We start from the raw sequence: 16,820 nt of genomic DNA on the forward strand, positions 1-16,820 counted from the left end.
CACGCGAAGCGCGCTCGAAGCGGCACGTGGCCGCAGTCCATTGCGAATATCCGGCCGGGCCGCCCCTAGCCCCAACCACTAGCCGACCCCTTAGCTCCGACCCCGACCCCGACCACCGTCGCCGCGGTCCCGGTCCCGGTCCCGGTCCCGGCCTCCGCCCCGGCCGGCCCGTGCGGGGGGCGCGCCGTACCGGGCGGAGGGCGCATCAGGACGTCCGGGCCAGCCGTTCGGTCCCGCTGTCCGCGTGCGTCCCCACGAACAGATCACCGAGCTCGGCCCGGCTGCGCACCCCGAGCTTCCGGTACACACGTGTGAGGTGCTGTTCGACGGTGCTCTTGGTGATGAACAGCTTGCGGCCGATCTCCCGGTTGGAGTGGCCGACCGCCGCCAGGGCCGTGACCCTGCGTTCGGCGGCGGTCAGGTTCGCCGAACCCTCGTCCTCGCCCTCGGCGCCTTCGAACCCGTGGTCCCCCTCGGACGCCTCGTCGCGGAACAGCCGGCGAAACAGCGCGTCCGCTCCGCAGTTGTCGGCCACGGTCCTGGCGTGGCGGGCCGCCATCCGGGCCTTCGCGGGCGCGCCGAGCGCATGCAGGGCCTGACTGCGGTCGGCCAGCGAGCGGATGAGCTCGACCTGGCTCCCGCAGGCCTCCAGCAGGTTGATCGACTCCCTGAGCAGGGCGGGCCGCTGATCCGGTGCGCTGGTGGCCGCCAGCAGCCGCAGGGACACCCCGCGAGCCCGGTGCGTGCTTCCGCCGGGCCGGGCCAGCTGTTCCCGTACGAGGGTCCGCGCCTCCGCGGGGCTGCCCAGCGCGAGGTGGGCCTGCGCCGCCGAAGTCCGCCACGGGAGGAAGGCCGGCGTGTCCGCGCCCCACTCCTTGGCGAGCTCGCCAGAGGTCAGGAAGTCGTCCAGGGCGGCGTCCGGGCGGTCGACGGCGAGGTGGTAGTGGCCCCGGGCGTGGGTGTACAGCAGCCCGTGACGGGTTTCGAACATCCCCTCGGGAACGCTCTGGTTCAGCCAGGCTCCGGCCTCCCCGGTCATTCCGGTCGCGGTGGTGGCCAGCACCAGAGAGGCCAGCGGGCTGCCGACGGCCATGCCCCAGCCGGGCAGCGAGATGGCCGACAGGGCGGCCCGCCCGTACGCCTCCGCGGCCGGAAGCATGCCCTGCCGCAGCGCGATCTCCGCCCGGACGCCGGACAGGATCGCCACGAGGGTGCCCTTCGACCGGGTGCCGGCCTGCTGGAGCAGCACGTCGCACCAGAACCGCGCCCGGTCCGGACGGTCCGCGTAGACCAGCGTCAGGAGCGCGGCCTCCAGCGCCTCGACGACCGTCTGGTGGGAGCGGCAGCCCCGCAGGATCTCCTCCGCCATGGCGACGGTCTGGTCGTCGGGCCCCTCGGCCAGGACCGTGCCGAGCAGTTCGACGGCGTACGAGGAGGGGCTCACCTGCCGGGGCTGCGGACCGCGCCGCGCCGCGGGGCGCGCCGGACCGGGAACGTCAGCGGCGAGCGGCGGGCAGGTGTGCCGCAACCAGCGTCGGACGAAGTGGAGTTCGTCCTCCATCCGGGGATCGTCGGCGTAGGGCGCTTCGGACAGGGCGGCGATGCTCTCCTGCGCCTCGCGGAACTGGCCGTGCCAGGCGAGGTGTTTGACGGCCGAGGCGGCGTCGGCGCCCTTGAGGTGCCCGGCGTTGAGGGCGCCGACGAGCGGGTCGAGCCACGGAACCACCAGCCGGGGATCGATCTGCCAGCCCGTCTTCACGCGCGCCATGACGACGGCGGCCCGTTCCCGCTCGGTCGTCGCGCTCTGCCCGGCCAGCCGCAGGCAGTCGAGGCTCAGTTCCTCCTGCCCTTCCTCCATCGCCTTCTCGGCCGCCGCCAGCAGGGTGCGGCCCGCCCAGGGTTCGGTGACCGAGGCGGCGAGCAGGTGATGCGCCACCACGGTCGCGGGCGCGCCGTCGTCGTGCAGCAGCCTGGCCGCGCGGCGGCGCAGGTTCGCCTTGGTGACGGCGTCCACGTGCTCCAGGATCGCCTTGCCGACGACGGCGTCGCGGAAGGTGCCGCCCTCCAGGAGCCCCGCCGTGTCCAGTGCCGTCATGACCTGGTCGACCGCGTCGGCGCCCCGGCCGACCAGGCAGGCCACCAGGGTGGGCGTCGCCGATTCCCCGAGCAGGGCAAATCCGCAGGCTATGTCGAAGAGTTCGGCCTCGTCACGGTAGGCCCAGGCGAGGGCCGCCTTGGTGAACGCGGTGCTCGCCACGGCCCTGGACGGCTGCCGCGGGTCCAGGCGGCGTGCGTCGCGGCAGTCGGCCAGCAGGGCGTGCACGAGCAGCGGATTGCCCCCGCTGACGGCATGGAAGTCCGCCACCAGCCCCGGCGACCCGACGGTGTCGACATGCTGTTCGATCACCCCTGCGATGCCGTCCCGCGACAGGGGCAGCAGGCGCACCTGCCGGACCTGGGGATGGCGCAGCAGCTCCGCGTGGAAGGCCGGAGGCAGCGTGTGGGGGCCCGTGGACTCGGTGAGCACCATCATGACCGGCGCGGAGCGCAGTCGGCGGACCAGGTAGAGCAGGCAGCGCAGGGAGGCGGCGTCGGCGAGCTGCGCGTCGTCCACCCCGATCACGACGGGCCGCAGGCGGCTCTCCCGGCACATCGCGGCGAAGAGCCGGTCCTCGAACTCGGCGGCCCCCTCACGGGTGCGCGTGGCGGCGCGCAGGTGCTCGTCCTCGTCCTCGTTCGAGCCGAGGAACAGCTCCCTGATGACCGCGAGGTCGCCGCCCGTCCCCGAGAGCGCTCCCGACGCTCTGAACACCTGAGCGCCGGCATCGGCGGCACGCAGCAGGAAGGCGTCGAGAAGTGCCGTCTTGCCGACCCCGGGGCCCCCGCCGAGGAGGATGACACCGCCCTCCCCCCGCTGGACCCCCGCCAGTACGTCCGTCAGGAGATCCATTTCCTCGTCACGCTCGAAAAGCTCCGAGACAACTCCGCCAGCCACAATCCCCACCGCTTTTCCCTGCCGCTTGAGAATCACTTGAGGATCACTTTGTTTTGAATACGGATCCACTGGAATCGACCCTACTGAGCCCTCCCCCTGACCCCAACCCCTACCTTCTCTCCCCCGCCCTCTAGCCCACGGGGCAGCCATTTCGTCAAGGCCGCACACCCCCTACGCAAACCCTCGCAACCCCCTGCCCGCAGCTCGGCGGGGGGCGATGAGGGGTGGGGTGGCTAAATGCCGCTGCCCGCCCCTACGGGAGGGGCGGGCAGCGGCATGCGCCGGACGTGGGCGTCACACCTCGACGGAGGTTTCGAGATCCAGCGGTAATTCTTCCCGTCCGGCGACGCGAAGTTTCCGGTACACGCGGGTGAGGTGCTGCTCGACCGTGCTCTTCGTTATGAACAGACGCACGGAGATCTCACGGTTCGTATAGCCGTTGGCGGCGAGCGCCGCGACCTTGCGCTCCGAATCGCTGAGCTCCTGGCGGGGCCCGGCGGCGGGCCCGCCGGGGCGGTCTGCGGCCACCTCGTCCGGCGCCCCCTCATCCGGCTCCGCCTCGGCCTGCGCCTCCGCTTCCTCCGGGGGGACCGGCAGCGCCCCGGCGCAGGCGAGGTGGATCCGCTTCGATGCCTCCGGCGCGCTTCCGCCCTCGTCACGGTGCAGCAGGGAACGCGCCCCGCACTCCTTCGCGAGACGTGTCGCCCGCCGCCGGGAGACGACGGCCCGGCGGCTCTCGCCCGCTTCCTCGTGGGCGTCGGCGAGGTCGAACAGGACCCGGGCGACAGCCAGCCGGTCCCCGGACCTGCGCAGTTCGGTGAGCGCCTCGCCGAGCAGCGCCACGCGTCCGTGCTGGTCCGCCGCGAGGGCCCGCATCCGCAGCGAGATCCCGCGGACCCGGGGCGAGCCGTTCTCGGCCATGGCCAACTGCTCGGTGGCCAGACGCAGCGCTTCCTCGCGTTCACCCAGCCGCAGCATGGCCTCGGCCGCGTCCGTGCGCCAGGGCAACAGGCCGGGCCGGTCCAGTCCCCAGAGCCCGGCGAGCCGCCCTGCGGCGTTGAAGTCCCGCAGAGCCGAGTGGTACCGGTGGTTGGCCAGGTGGTAGAGGCCGCGCGCCCGCCGGTAGACCAGCCAGTGCACGCTGCCGGCCAGCGACCGCGCCGTCGGCCGGCTGAGGCAGCGAGCCGCCTCGTCCAGATCGCCCTGGGCGATCTTGACCACCACGAGGTGGGCGACCACGGCTCCCTCGCTGGTGGACCGGTGCCGCTGCGGCAGTGCGCTCAGACAGTCCCGGAGCCCTTTCTCCGCCGCCGCGAGGTCACCCCTGTGCAGGCTGGCCTCGGCGCGCAGGGCCGCGAAGGACGCCTCCCACCCCGGCGCGTCCCGATGGGCCGATCTCCGCGTGAAGGTGTCGCACCAGTGCACGACGCGGTCGACGGCCCCGTTGTGGAGCAGGGACTGCATCGCCCCGAGCAGCGGGTAGAACGTGAAGTCCATCAGCGGGGTGATCTCCAGCAGCCCCTCGGCGCCGGCGACGTACTGCTCCAGTTCCCGGGGCCGCTGCGTTCCCCACGACGCGGCCGGCCTCCTGCCCCACAGGCGTCCCTGGGCCCTCGGCGGCACCGCCCCGCAGTCCGGAGGGTCCTCCTGCGCGCCGGTGTCCGGTGACGATGCGGCCAACGGCCACGGTGCCGGTTCGCCCCCGCGGTCCCAGGCGCCGCAGATCTCGTCCTCGGCCGTACCGGCGCCGTCGGGCTCGCCGTCGCCCGGCGCGGTGCGCTCGATGATGTCGCGCGCCTGCTCCAGCCAGCCGTGGGCGAGGAGCAGCTCGACGAACGACCCGACGGTCTCGTCCGGCACCGGGCAGAGCCGCAGCGTCTCCGAGACCTCCGCGAGGTGGAGTTCGGCGGTCGCGGCACTGATGCGCTGCGCGATGAGGGCGAGCCTGATCCGGATCTCGATGCGGCGCGTGGGGTCCTCGCAGGCGGCGTGGGCGAGCTCCAGGTACGAAACCGCCTGCTTGACGTGGTCGTCGAGCAGGGCCTGTTCGGCCGCTTCCCGCAGGACCCCCACCCCCCAGACGCCGTCGGCCCGCCCGGCTTGCACGAGGTGCTCGGCCGTGGCGCACGGCGGAGCACCACGGGCGTGCAGCAGTTCGGCCGCGCGCGAGTGGAGTTCGTGGCGGCGGGCGGGGTCCAGTGCGTTGAGGACGGTGTCCCGGGCGTGTGGGCTGCGGAAGGCCCGTCCCTCGACGATCCCCGACTCGGCGAGGGCGTTCAGGGTCTCGGTCAGCTGCCCCGGGGAGAGTGCCAGCAGATCGGCCAGCAGGTCGCCGTGGGCCGGGCCGCCGAGGACCGCCAGGCCGGTCGCCACCTTGCGGCTGAGCTCGCCGCCGCGTTCCAGACAGACCAGCAGGGCGTCCCGGTAGCTCTGACCGGTGCGGAGCTCGGTGAGCGGCCGGTTCGCACCCGGACCGGCATGGGCGCGGTGGTCCTCCATCAGGGCACGCAGGAGCAGCGGGTTGCCGCCGCTGAGCGCGACGTAGCGGTCGACCGTGTGCGCTTCCTGCCGTCCGGGCCACGCCTCGGCCAGCAGGCCGAGCACGGCGCCGCGGTCGAGGCGCGGCAGCCGGACGCGGGTGAAGTTCGGCTGCCGCAGGAGCTCTGCGCCGAACCCGATTTCCTGGCGTCCGCAGGTGGCCGGGGACCGGGTGAACAGCATCATGAGCGGGGCCGTGCGGCAATGCCGGGCCAGGTGGAGCAACTGACGCAGGGACTCCCGGTCGCCGTGCTGGACGTCGTCGACGGCCAGCACCACGGGGGTCGTCCGGGAGAGTTCCCGAAGCGAGGCGCAGAATTCACGCTGGAGTTCGTAGCGTTCGCTGTCGCGGCGGATCTGCTCGCACGCGGCGTCGTCCTGCTCCGTCGAGGGGCCGCCGCTCAGCGCACGGAAACGCGGCGCGAGCATGTCGTAGAAAGGGCTTCCGTCAACGATGTTCCGCAGCAGGCTCAACGGGACCTCGGACTCGTGCGGAACCGCGACCGTTTGCAGGACGACCGCTCCGGCAGATTCCGCATGCTCGGCCAGCGCCGCCATGACCGCGCTTTTCCCGCAGCCCGGAGCCGCTTCGACCAGGATAGTCGCGGACCTTCCGGATGAACACAATGCAGAATAGACAGAAACAAGCAGTTTCATTTCTTCGGTTCGACCGAAAAGCACCATGCAGAAAAGACACCCCCGCAGTCGAGTTGCCCGGGCCACCCCCGCGTGACAGGACACTCGGACCGAGCGCCGGAAGGGTCTGAAGACGCCCTTCCGCATGCTCGAACCCAATGCCAGACAACATCAACTTCAAGGCAGTGTCAACCAAGCCCTAAGGGGCCATCAAGCCTGCTCCACCTTCTCGAACTCGCCACCTCACGGGCAGAAATCAGCCACGGCCGACGGATCTCCGCCGCACTCGATTTCCCCTTATTGAACTGACAACCAAAACTCCGTCTCATAAGCCCGCCCGGTCCGTGAGACGCCTTCCGGGCGGTCGCGGGCGTCAGGACACCGAGGAAGCGACCGCGGAGATCGCCTCGATGATCCGTCCCGCCTGCTGGTTCAGATAGAAATGGCCGCCGGGGTAGGTCTGGAGCTCGAACGGTCCGCAGGTGTGTTCTTCCCAAGCCCGGGCCTCGTCCAGGGAAACCTTCGGATCGTCCACGCCGAAGTGCGCCTGGATCGGGGCCCGCAGTTTCGGTCCCGGCTCGTAGCGGTAGCTCTCGGCCGCCTTGTAGTCGCTGCGAATGGCCGGAAGGACCATCCTCAGGATCTCCTCGTCGGCCAGCACAGCCGCCTGGGTGCCGCTCAGCGACTGGATCTCCCTGATGAGGTCGTCGTCGGAGCGGAGGTGGACGCGCTCGTCGCGGTGACGTGAGGGGGCACGCCGGCCCGAGGCGAAGACGCTGAGCGGCACGATGCCCTTGGCCTCCAGTCGCAGGGCGACCTCGAAGGCGAGCGTGGCTCCCATGCTGTGGCCGAAAATGATGATCGGCCGGTCCGCCCAGGACAGCAGCGAGTCCGTCACGGCGTCCGCGAGTTCCGCGATGTTGTCGATGCCGGGCTCGTCACGGCGGTCCTGGCGGCCGGGGTACTGCACGGCCAGGACGTCGAGCGCGGGCGAGAGCGCCTTGGACACCGGGAGGAAGTAGGGAGCGGAGCCGCCCGCATGGGGGAGGCAGACCAGCCGCACCTTCGCTCCGGGAGCGGGGTGGAACTGCCGCATCCACAGATTCCTGTCGACGCCGTTCGAGGTCATGGCAGTTCCCTTCGTCATACGGGTCCGGGGCACCGGCCGTCGGCCGCACCACCACCGCCGTCCCACCTGGTGGCGATCCTTTGCGCATCCCCCGACGACGACAACCCCTGATCGCCGACCCGCCCACCCCTAGGTTCCGGCACGACGACGGGCGGGGCGGCCCCACCGGACACCCCGCCCGGCGGGCCTAGGGGGCCGGTTAGGGGTTTCCCCGAGCAGTGGGATGGATCACTCTGGGACGGATCACTCTGGGGCGGTGAGGTCGCCGATGCCAGGTCCGACCGACACCGAGGAGGGCAGAGGGACATGCGTGAGAACCACCGCCTCCCGCTCCCCGGCGCGGGCCTTCCCCCCGCCCATGACGGCAGGCTGATGGCCATCAGCGACCTGCACGTGCGCCACGAGCGCAACCGGGACATCGTCAGCGGCCTGCGGGCCGGCTCCCCGGCGGACTGGCTCATCGTGGCCGGGGACGTCGGGGAGACCGTCTCCGACATCGAGAGTTCCCTGGCCCTGCTGCGGGAGCGGTTCGCCCGGGTGGTCTGGACACCGGGCAACCACGAACTGTGGACCGATCCCGGCGACCCGGTACAGCTGCGCGGCGAGGAGAAGTACCACCACCTCGTCGACATCTGCCGCCGGCTGGACGTGATCACGCCGGAGGACCCCTTCCCGGTGTTCCACGGAGAGGGCGGACCGGCCGTCGTCGCCCCTCTCTTCGTCCTGTACGACTACAGCTTCCGCCCGGCCGGCGCCCATTCGAAGGAACACGCGCTGCGGCTGGCGGACGAAGCCGGTGTCGTCTGCACCGACGAGTTCCTCCTGCACCCCGACCCGTACCCGACCCGAGAAGCCTGGTGCCGCGCGCGGCTGGCCGTCACCCGCGACCGCCTCGACGCGCTACCGCCCGACCTGCCCACCGTCCTGGTCAACCACTTCCCCCTGGTCCGCGACCCCACGAGGGTCCTGCGGTACCCGGAGTTCGCCCTGTGGTGCGGAACGACCGGAACCGCCGACTGGCACCGCGCCTACCGCGCGGCCGCCGTGGTCTACGGCCACCTGCACATCCCCCGCACCATCCACTGCGACGGCGTCCCGCACCACGAGGTGTCCCTCGGCTACCCGCGGGAGTGGGAACGGCGCCCGACACCTCCGGGGCGGCCGGTCCAGATCCTGGGGAACGCCTCCGCGGTGGCCGCCGCCCGCAGCTGGTAGCGCACGGCCCGAGCCCGTGGCGGGGCGGGGCGGGGACGAGAAAAAAGGGAATCATGATCGAAGAAGTCCTGCCCTCCCACGTCCACGCCTTCGAGGCGTTCGACCACGTGCCGCTCTCCTCCCTGCACCCCCAGGAGGCGGCCCTCGTGGCCAGGTCGGTCGAGCGCCGCCGCCTCGAATTCGCCACCGCCCGGCACTGCGCCCACCAGGCGCTCGACGCCCTGGGCGCACCCTGGGCCCCCCTGCTCGCCACCCCCCGCGGGCTCCCCGTCTGGCCCGGCGGGGTGCGCGGCGCGATCACCCACACGACCGGGTACCACGCGGCCGCCGTGGCCCACGGATCCCGGGTCGCGGCCCTCGGCATCGACGCGGAACCCGACCGGCCGCTCCCCAGGGGCGTGCTGGCGAGCATCGCCCTGCCGCAGGAAATCACCCAGGTCGGCGAACTCGCCGCCCGGCATCCCTCCCTCAACTGGGACAAACTGCTCTTCAGTGCCAAGGAAAGCGTCTACAAGGCGTGGTTCCCGCAGACATCGCTCGCGCTGTCGTTCGAGGACGCCTTGATCCGGATCGACCCGGTCCGCCGCACCTTCTCCGCCCGCGTGCTCCCACCCGCCCTGGTCCGCGCCCACCCCGGCCTCAGTTCCTTCGCCGGCCGCTGGACCGCCCGCGCGGGCACCGTCCTCACCGCGATCACCGTGGACGCCGCCCCCGCCACCGGCGGGGAGGCCGCGGGCCGCCATCCCGACCCGGTGGCGCTCCGGCGCCCCCCATCACATCCGTGAGGAGCACATGACGTCCGGCATCTCCCCCGGCGCGGAACGGACCCCCCGGTTCAGCACCTCGGTGTCCGCCAACACCCGTCTGCGAGAGCTGGTCGACCGCGGCGCGCGCGTCCTGCCGCTGCTCGTGGACCGCCCCACCGAATCGGGGCTCGACTCCGACGCTCCGTTCGCCTTCGGCCACGTGGGCCGCGCCGGGGTCGCCGTCGACTCCATCGACGACATGCGGGTGCTGCTCAGCGGCATCCCGCTGGACCGGGTCTCCCTCTCCCTGGAAGTGGACGCCGCGGCCGCGCCCCTGATCCTGCTCTACGAGCTCGTCGCCGAGGAGCACGGCGTTCCCGCCGCGCGGCTGCGCGGATCGGTCCGGGGCGACGTGCTCAAGGAATTCATCGCCCCCGGCGGGACCTGCCTCTTCCCGCCCGCCCCGTCCATGCGCCTGACCCGGGACGTCCTGCGGTACTGCCGGACCTCCCTGCCCCGCTGGAACGTCCTGTCCGTGTGCGGTCACGACCTGGCCGAAGCCGGCGCGGATCCGGCCCAAGAGGTCGCGTTCACCCTCGCCAACGGCATCGCCTACGTCCGTACGGCGGTCTCCGCGGGCATGAACGCGGACACCTTCGTCCCGGGGCTCACCTTCTGCCTCTCCGACGGTGACAGCCAGAGCGAGGTCCTGGCCAAGTTCCGGGCCGCGCGCCGGATCTGGACCCGGGCCATGAACGAGCAGTTCGGCCCCGACCGGGCCGGCCGCACCGTGCTGCGCCTGGGCGGCCCCGCGCCGCGGATCACCCCGTCGCCCGGCGGCGGCCGGCCGTGGCGGCGCGCCGATGCCTCCCGGGAGATCGAGGCGGCGGCGGTCGCGCTGATGGACAGCATCGAGCGGCTGGGCGGCGCCGTCCGGGCCGTCGAGCGCCGGTTCCAGAGGACCGTCCTGCCCCGGGAGGGCCGGCCGCCCGGCCCGTACGGCGGCCAGGCGCCCTGCCCCGAGGCCCGTGCGGCCCACCGGGGCCAGGGGGAACGGCTGGCGAAGCTGCGGGCCTGGCGCGTGCAGTCCTCGGTGGACGACGCCCTGGCCCGGCTGGAGGAGGCCGCGCGCGGCAACGACAACGTCATGTTCCCGATGCGGTCGGCCCTGGCGGCCAGTGCCACGGTGGGCGAGATCTGCCGCACCCTGCGCGGGGTGTGGGGCACCTACCCGCCCCGGGGCGCCCACCCCTGACGGCCCCACCCTGACGGCCCGCCCCGGGCGCCGGCCCCACCGGGGCGGCGGCCCGGACCCGGGCTCAGGTGCGCTCCCGCTCCTTCGTGCCGGTCCCGCCGCCCCCGCGGCGGGACAGCTCGGACAGCGCGGTGGAGCCGTTCAGCCCGTACGAGGCCGCGGTGCGCACGGCCTCGCCCTCGGCCGGCGCCGCCCCGGAGGGCACCGGGGCGGTCCGGGCGGCCACCTCGCGGCGCACCGGCGCCGCGCGCCGGTAGCGCGGCGGGACGAGCGCCTCGGCCCAGCGCGGGGTCCGCGGGGTGAACCGGGGCAGCAGGAGCAGGACCAGGCCCAGCCCGCTCAGCGAGGCGATGGCGAGGACGATCCACATCGAGGTGGAGTTCACCGAGTAGGCCACCGCGCCGAAGGCGATCAGCCCGGACCAGAAGTACATGATCAGTACGGCACGGCTGTGCGAGTGCCCGAGTTCCAGCAGCCGGTGGTGCAGGTGCCCGCGGTCGGCGGCGAAGGGCGACTGGCCCTTCCAGGTGCGCCGCACGATCGCCAGGACGAGGTCGGCGACCGGGATCGCGACGATGCTCAGCGGCAGCACCAGCGGGATGAAGGCGGGCAGCATCGCGTGCGTCGCGTTGCGCTCACCGCCCGCGAAGAGCGCCATCGTGTCCGGGTCCACCTGGCCGGTGATGGAAATGGTCGAGGCGGCCAGGACCAGGCCGATCAGCATCGACCCGGAATCGCCCATGAAGATCCGCGCGGGATGCATGTTGTGCGGCAGGAAGCCCAGGCACATGCCCATCAGGATGGCGGCGAACAGCGTCGCCGGGGCGGCCGCCTCGATGCCGTAGCCGAACCAGATCCGGTACCCGTAGAGGAAGAACGCCGTCGACGCGATGCAGACCATGCCGGCCGCCAGACCGTCCAGTCCGTCCACGAAGTTCACCGCGTTGATGGTGATCACGACGAGGGCGACGGTGAGCAGGTTGCCCTGCCACTGGGTGAGCGCGACCGTCCCGATGCCGGGGACCGGGATCCACAGGATGGTCAGGCCCTGCATCACCATCACGCCGGCCGCGATCATCTGCGCGCCCAGCTTGATCAGGGCGTCGATCTCGAACTTGTCGTCCAGTACGCCGACCAGCCAGATCAGCGCCGCGCCGGAGAGCAGGGCCCGTGGTTCGTTCGACAGCTCGAAGACGCCGTTGAGGTTGCGCAGGTGGTCGGCGACCAGCAGGCCCGCGCACAGACCGCCGAACATGGCGATGCCGCCGAGCCGCGGAGTCGGTTCCCGGTGCACGTCGCGGGCACGGATCTCCGGCATCGCCCCGGCCGCGATCGCGAACTTCCGCACGGGCCCGGTCAGCAGGTAGGTCACCGCGACCGTGACGCAAAGCGTCAGCAGATATTCACGCACGGGCTGCCCCAGATGTATCGCCGGCCATCTCAGCCCCACACATTAGCCGTGATGTCATCGCTCAAGAGGACGCGCGGTTACCCCGTGCCGGTTGCGGTACGCCCCCCGTGCCCCATTAATCCCCGTACGGGGGAAATTCCCGGGTGAGCTCGCCGACCTCCTTGCGGGTGGCCGCCGCCCCGCCGGCCAGCGCGGCCGTGAACAGCTCCGCGATCCGGGCCATCTCCCGCTCCCCCATGCCCTGCGTGGTCACCGCCGCCGTGCCCAGACGGATCCCGCGCTGGTCCCCGTACGGCAGGGCGCAGGTGTCCAGGACGATCCCGGCGGCCGCGAGCCGGCCTCGGGCGGTGGGCCCGTCCAGACCGAACCGGGCCGGGTCCGCGCTGATCAGGTGGGTGTCGGTGCCCCCCGTGGTCACCGCGAAGCCCCGCTCCCGCAGGGCCGCGGCCAGGGCCCGGGCATTGGCGACGACCGTGTGCGCGTACCGCGTGAAGGCCGGCCCGGCCGCCTCCCCGAAGGCCACCGCCTTCGCCGCGATGGTGTGCATCTGGGCGCCGCCCTGGGTGAAGGGGAACACCGCCCGGTCGACGCGCTCCGCGAACTCGGCCCCGCACAGCACCATCCCGCCGCGCGGGCCCCGCAGCACCTTGTGCGTGGTCGCGCAGACCAGGTCCGCGTACGGCACCGGGCTCGGCGCCGCGCCGCCCGCCACCAGACCGATCGGATGCGCCGCGTCGGCGATCAGGTAGGCCCCGACCTCGTCGGCGATCTCCCGGAACGCCGAGTACTCGGGATGGCGGGGGTAGGAGATCGACCCGCACACGATGGCCTTGGGCCGGTGCGCCCGGGCCAGCTCCTGCACCTGCGCGTAGTCGATGAGCCCGGTCTCGGGGTCGACCCCGTAGCCGACGAAGTCGAACCAGCGGCCGGAGAAGTTCGCGGGCGAACCGTGCGTGAGGTGCCCTCCGTACGGGAGCCCCATCGCCAGGACCGTGTCCCCGGGCCGCAGCAGCGCCGCGTAGGCGGCCAGCACGGCGGAGGACCCCGAGTGCGGCTGTACGTTGGCGTGCTCGACCCCGAACAACGCCCTGGCCCGCTCGACGGCGATCCGTTCGGCCAGGTCGGCGTACTCGCAGCCACCGTGGTGGCGGGCGCCGGGATAGCCCTCGGCGTACTTGTTGGCGAGCGGGGACCCGAGGGCGGCGAGGACGGCGGCGGAGGTGAAGTTCTCGGCGGCGCTCAGCTGGAGCGACAGCGCCTGGCGCCCGCGCTCCCCTTCGAGCACGTCGGCCATCTGCGGGTCCTGCTGCCGCAGCAGGTCCGTGGGCTGGGTGATGACGCTCATGGCGCGACTCCAGGGGCTACCCGTCAGGTACCAGCCACGATAGCCCCGCCCCCCTGAACCCGCTCCGCGGCGAGCCCGGCGGCGTGCGCCGGGGGTGCGGCCGCGCGGTCAGCGGCGGGCGGTGACGCCCGTGAGGGCGGTGACCACCGGGTCCAGGGCCTGGTTGATCTCGTCGCCGATCGAGCGGAAGAAGGTGATCGGCGCCCCGTACGGGTCGTACACCTCGTCGGCGTCCGGCGACGGCGCCAGCAGCCACCCGCGCAGCGCCGCGGCGGCCCGTACCAGGGCGCGGGCGCGCTCGGCCATGCCGTCGTCCAGCGGCGGCAGCGTCGCCGGGTCTATCGCCCGCACGAGCCGGGTGAACTCCTTGAGCGTGAAGGTGCGCAGCCCCGCCGAGTGGCCCATCGAGATGACCTGCGCCCGGTGGTCCCGCGTCGCGGTCAGCACCAGGTCGGCGCGTATGACGTGCTCGTCCAGCAGCTCGCGGCCGGTGAAGCCGGAGGCGTCGGCGCCGAAGTCCGCGAGGACGGCGGCCGCGTTGGCCTCCATCGGCGCCCCCTCGTGCCCCCAGGTGCCCGCGCTCTCCACGATGAGGTCACCGGAGAACAGGCCGAGGCCGCCGAGCCGGTGCGACAGGGCGTGCCGCGTCAGCCGCTCGGTGATCGGCGAGCGGCACACGTTGCCGGTGCTGACGTGGAGTATGCGGAAGGGGTCTCCCCCGGCTGCCACCGGGACCTGGCCCCTTGCTATGCCACGCCCCTCAGGGCTCACGGGGCCACCTCGAGGTCGGGTACGACCTCTCGCAGCTGCTCGGCGGTCAGGGCCCCCGCACGCAGCAGGACGGGCACCTTCCCGGTGACGTCGACGATCGACGACGGCAGGGTGCTGGGCGTCGGGCCGCCGTCCAGGTACACGGACACGGAGTCGCCGAGCATCTCGCGCGCCGCGTCACAGTCCTCCGGCGCGGGGTGCCCCGTCAGGTTGGCGGAGGACACGGCCATCGGGCCGACCTCGGTCAGCAGCTCGATCGCGACGGGGTGCAGCGGCATGCGCACGGCGACGGTCCCCCGGGTCTCCCCCAGGTCCCAGGCCAGCGACGGCTGGTGCCGGGCGACGAGGGTCAGCCCGCCCGGCCAGAAGGCGTCGACGAGCTCCCACGCCTGCTCGGAGAAGTCCGTGACCAGGCCGTGCAGCGTGTTCGGGGAGCCGATGAGCACCGGCGTGGGCATGTTGCGGCCCCGCCCCTTGGCGGCGAGCAGGTCACCGACGGCCTCGGCGCTGAAGGCGTCCGCACCGATCCCGTACAGGGTGTCGGTGGGCAGCACGACGAGCTCGCCGCGACGTACGGCGGATGCCGCTTCACGCAGACCGGTCTTGCGGTCGGTCGCGTCGTTGCAGTCGTATCGCCGGGCCATCAGCGGGCCTCCTCGTACAGCGGGGTGGTGGCGGGAACGGTGGTCGCGCCGGTCACGGCATGGCCTTGCGGGCGGTCGCGAAGCGCGGGCGGTTGTTCAGGTCGGGATGGTCGGCGGAGTCGGCCCAGCCGCGCTCGTCGGCGAAGATCCACGGCACCTGGCCGCCCTGGGTGTCGGCGTGCTCGATGACGACGATGCCGCCGGGCCGCAGCAGCCGGTGCGCGGTGCGCTCGATGCCGCGGATGGTGTCGAGGCCGTCCTCCCCGGAGAACAGCGCCATCTCGGGATCGTGGTCCCGGGCCTCGGGGGCCACATACTCCCACTCGGTGAGCGGGATGTACGGCGGGTTGGAGATGACCAGGTCGACCTGGCCGTCCAGCTCGGGCAGCGCGCTGAGCGCATCGCCCTGGTGGACGCTGACCCGGGAGCCCTCGGCGTTCTTGCGGGTCCAGCGCAGCGCGTCCTCGGACAGCTCCACGGCGTGCACGCGCGAGCGCGGCACCTCCTGGGCCATGGCGAGCGCGATGGCGCCGGAGCCGGTGCACAGGTCCACGATCAGCGGCTCGACCACGTCCATCGCCCGGACGGCCTGTATGGCCCAGTCCACGACCGACTCCGTCTCGGGCCGGGGCACGAAGACCCCGGGCCCGACCTGGAGCTCCAGGTAGCGGAAGAAGGCGCGGCCGGTGATGTGCTGGAGCGGCTCGCGCGCCTCGCGGCGGGCGACGGCCTCCCAGTAGCGGGCGTCGAAGTCCGCGTCCTTGACGTGGTGCAGTTCCCCCCGCTTGACGCCGTGCACGAAGGCCGCGAGCTCCTCCGCGTCGAAGCGCGGTGAGGGCACGCCGGCGGCGGCCAGCCGCTGGGTGGCCTGGGCCACCTCGGCAAGCAGCAAGTTCACGCTGGTCCTCCGGGCTGCTGTCGTACGGGGGGTGGTGCGGGATCGGGCGGGATCAGTGCGCGGCGGCGAGCTTGGCCGCGGAGTCCGTGTCCACGCAGGCCTGGATGACCGAGTCGAGGTCGCCGTCGAGCACCTGGTCCAAGTTGTACGCCTTGAAACCGGTCCGGTGGTCCGAGATCCGGTTTTCCGGGTAGTTGTACGTACGGATCTTCTCCGACCGGTCCACACTGCGCACCTGGCTGCGGCGCACGTCGGAGGCCTCCTGCTCGGCGGCTTCCTGCGCGGCGGCTAGCAGGCGCGAGCGCAGGATGCGCATGGCCTGCTCCTTGTTCTGGAGCTGGCTCTTCTCGTTCTGGCAGGAGGCGACCACACCGGTCGGGATGTGCGTGATGCGCACGGCCGAGTCGGTGGTGTTGACGGACTGGCCGCCGGGGCCGGAGGAGCGGTACACGTCGATGCGGAGGTCGTTCATGTTGATCTCGACCTCGACCTCCTCGGCCTCCGGGGTGACGAGCACGCCGGCGGCGGAGGTGTGGATGCGGCCCTGGGACTCGGTGGCCGGCACGCGCTGGACGCGGTGCACGCCGCCCTCGTACTTCAGGCGGGCCCACACGCCCTGGCCGGGCTCGGTGGCGCCGTTGCCGCCCTTGGTGCGGACGGAGACCTGGACGTCCTTGTAGCCGCCGAGCTCGGATTCGGTGGCGTCGATGATCTCGGTCTTCCAGCCCACGCGCTCGGCGTAGCGCAGGTACATGCGCAGCAGGTCACCGGCGAAGAGGGCGGACTCGTCGCCGCCGGCTCCGGCCTTGACCTCCAGGAGCACGTCCTTGTCGTCGCTGGGGTCGCGCGGGACGAGCAGCAGGCGGAGCTTCTCGGTGAGCTCGTCGCGCTGGGCGCTCAGTTCCTTGGCCTCGGCGGCGAAGTCGGGATCGACGGCCGCGAACTCCTTGGCCGTCTCGATGTCCTCGGCCGACTGCTTCCAGGCGCGGAAGGTCGCCACGATCGGGGTCAGCTCCGCGTAGCGCTTGTTCAGCTTGCGCGCGTTGGCCTGATCGGAGTGGACCGAAGGGTCGGCGAGCTTCTTCTCAAGATCGGCGTGCTCGCCGATCAGTTCCTCGACCGCCTCGAACATCGGGTGCTCCTGTGGTGAAAGTCAAAAGTGGGCTGGCTTGTCGGCACGACGACAAAGGCGCCGGTCCGGCCACCCCCGTCGCATCGGGGAGCGGCCGGATACCGG

General features: G+C 72.5%; 12 protein-coding genes. 3 read left to right on the forward strand and 9 right to left on the reverse strand.

Annotation, left to right across the window (positions count from 1 at the left end):
- Window positions 1–205 precede the first annotated feature (205 nt).
- From ACGFXC_RS17755 to ACGFXC_RS17765, 3 genes are all read right to left on the reverse strand, one after another.
- On the reverse strand, window positions 206–3,145 hold the full coding sequence (locus ACGFXC_RS17755; RefSeq protein ID WP_393713711.1) for an AAA family ATPase: 2,940 nt from the start codon (window positions 3,143–3,145) through the stop codon (window positions 206–208).
- A gap of 144 nt (window positions 3,146–3,289) precedes the next feature.
- Window positions 3,290–6,316, reverse strand: coding sequence for an AAA family ATPase (locus ACGFXC_RS17760; RefSeq protein ID WP_393713713.1), 3,027 nt, complete (start codon window positions 6,314–6,316; stop codon window positions 3,290–3,292).
- Between the two features lie 226 nt (window positions 6,317–6,542).
- Window positions 6,543–7,298, reverse strand: coding sequence for a thioesterase II family protein (locus ACGFXC_RS17765; protein WP_393713715.1), 756 nt, complete (start codon window positions 7,296–7,298; stop codon window positions 6,543–6,545).
- Between the two features lie 306 nt (window positions 7,299–7,604).
- Between ACGFXC_RS17765 and ACGFXC_RS17770 the strand changes: the two genes are divergently transcribed.
- The 3 genes from ACGFXC_RS17770 to ACGFXC_RS17780 are packed head-to-tail and all read left to right on the forward strand — an operon-like array spanning window position 7,605 to window position 10,514.
- On the forward strand, window positions 7,605–8,513 hold the full coding sequence (locus tag ACGFXC_RS17770) for a metallophosphoesterase family protein (RefSeq protein WP_393713717.1): 909 nt from the start codon (window positions 7,605–7,607) through the stop codon (window positions 8,511–8,513).
- Between the two features lie 53 nt (window positions 8,514–8,566).
- On the forward strand, window positions 8,567–9,298 hold the full coding sequence (locus tag ACGFXC_RS17775) for a 4'-phosphopantetheinyl transferase (protein ID WP_393713719.1): 732 nt from the start codon (window positions 8,567–8,569) through the stop codon (window positions 9,296–9,298).
- Window positions 9,299–9,305: 7 nt separating this feature from the next.
- Entirely contained in the window at window positions 9,306–10,514 is a 1,209-nt protein-coding gene (locus ACGFXC_RS17780; protein ID WP_393713721.1) for a methylmalonyl-CoA mutase family protein, read from the forward strand.
- Between the two features lie 64 nt (window positions 10,515–10,578).
- Here the strand turns inward: ACGFXC_RS17780 and ACGFXC_RS17785 are convergent, their stop codons facing one another.
- From ACGFXC_RS17785 to prfA, 6 genes are all read right to left on the reverse strand, one after another.
- A complete protein-coding gene (locus ACGFXC_RS17785; protein WP_393713723.1) occupies window positions 10,579–11,925 on the reverse strand; it encodes an MraY family glycosyltransferase in 1,347 nt (448 codons plus the stop codon).
- A gap of 115 nt (window positions 11,926–12,040) precedes the next feature.
- Window positions 12,041–13,270 (reverse strand): serine hydroxymethyltransferase, encoded by a 1,230-nt coding sequence (gene glyA / locus ACGFXC_RS17790; protein ID WP_393713725.1) that lies wholly within the window; start codon window positions 13,268–13,270, stop codon window positions 12,041–12,043.
- Between the two features lie 108 nt (window positions 13,271–13,378).
- Complete coding sequence (locus ACGFXC_RS17795; RefSeq protein WP_393713727.1) at window positions 13,379–14,041, reverse strand: protein-tyrosine-phosphatase; 663 nt, start codon at window positions 14,039–14,041, stop codon at window positions 13,379–13,381.
- Window positions 14,038–14,685: an L-threonylcarbamoyladenylate synthase gene (locus ACGFXC_RS17800; RefSeq protein ID WP_393713729.1), complete on the reverse strand. Its 648-nt coding sequence runs from the start codon at window positions 14,683–14,685 to the stop codon at window positions 14,038–14,040. The genes ACGFXC_RS17795 and ACGFXC_RS17800 overlap by 4 nt, the downstream gene beginning before the upstream one ends.
- A gap of 52 nt (window positions 14,686–14,737) precedes the next feature.
- Window positions 14,738–15,583 (reverse strand): peptide chain release factor N(5)-glutamine methyltransferase, encoded by an 846-nt coding sequence (prmC, locus tag ACGFXC_RS17805; protein ID WP_351822323.1) that lies wholly within the window; start codon window positions 15,581–15,583, stop codon window positions 14,738–14,740.
- Window positions 15,584–15,635: 52 nt separating this feature from the next.
- Window positions 15,636–16,715 carry a peptide chain release factor 1 gene (prfA, locus tag ACGFXC_RS17810; protein WP_393713732.1) on the reverse strand — a complete coding sequence of 360 codons (1,080 nt, stop codon included), beginning with the start codon at window positions 16,713–16,715 and terminating at the stop codon, window positions 15,636–15,638.
- Between the last annotated feature and the right edge of the window lie 105 nt (window positions 16,716–16,820).

Source organism: Streptomyces sp. NPDC048507 (genome assembly GCF_043199995.1).
GTDB lineage: Bacteria > Actinomycetota > Actinomycetes > Streptomycetales > Streptomycetaceae > Streptomyces.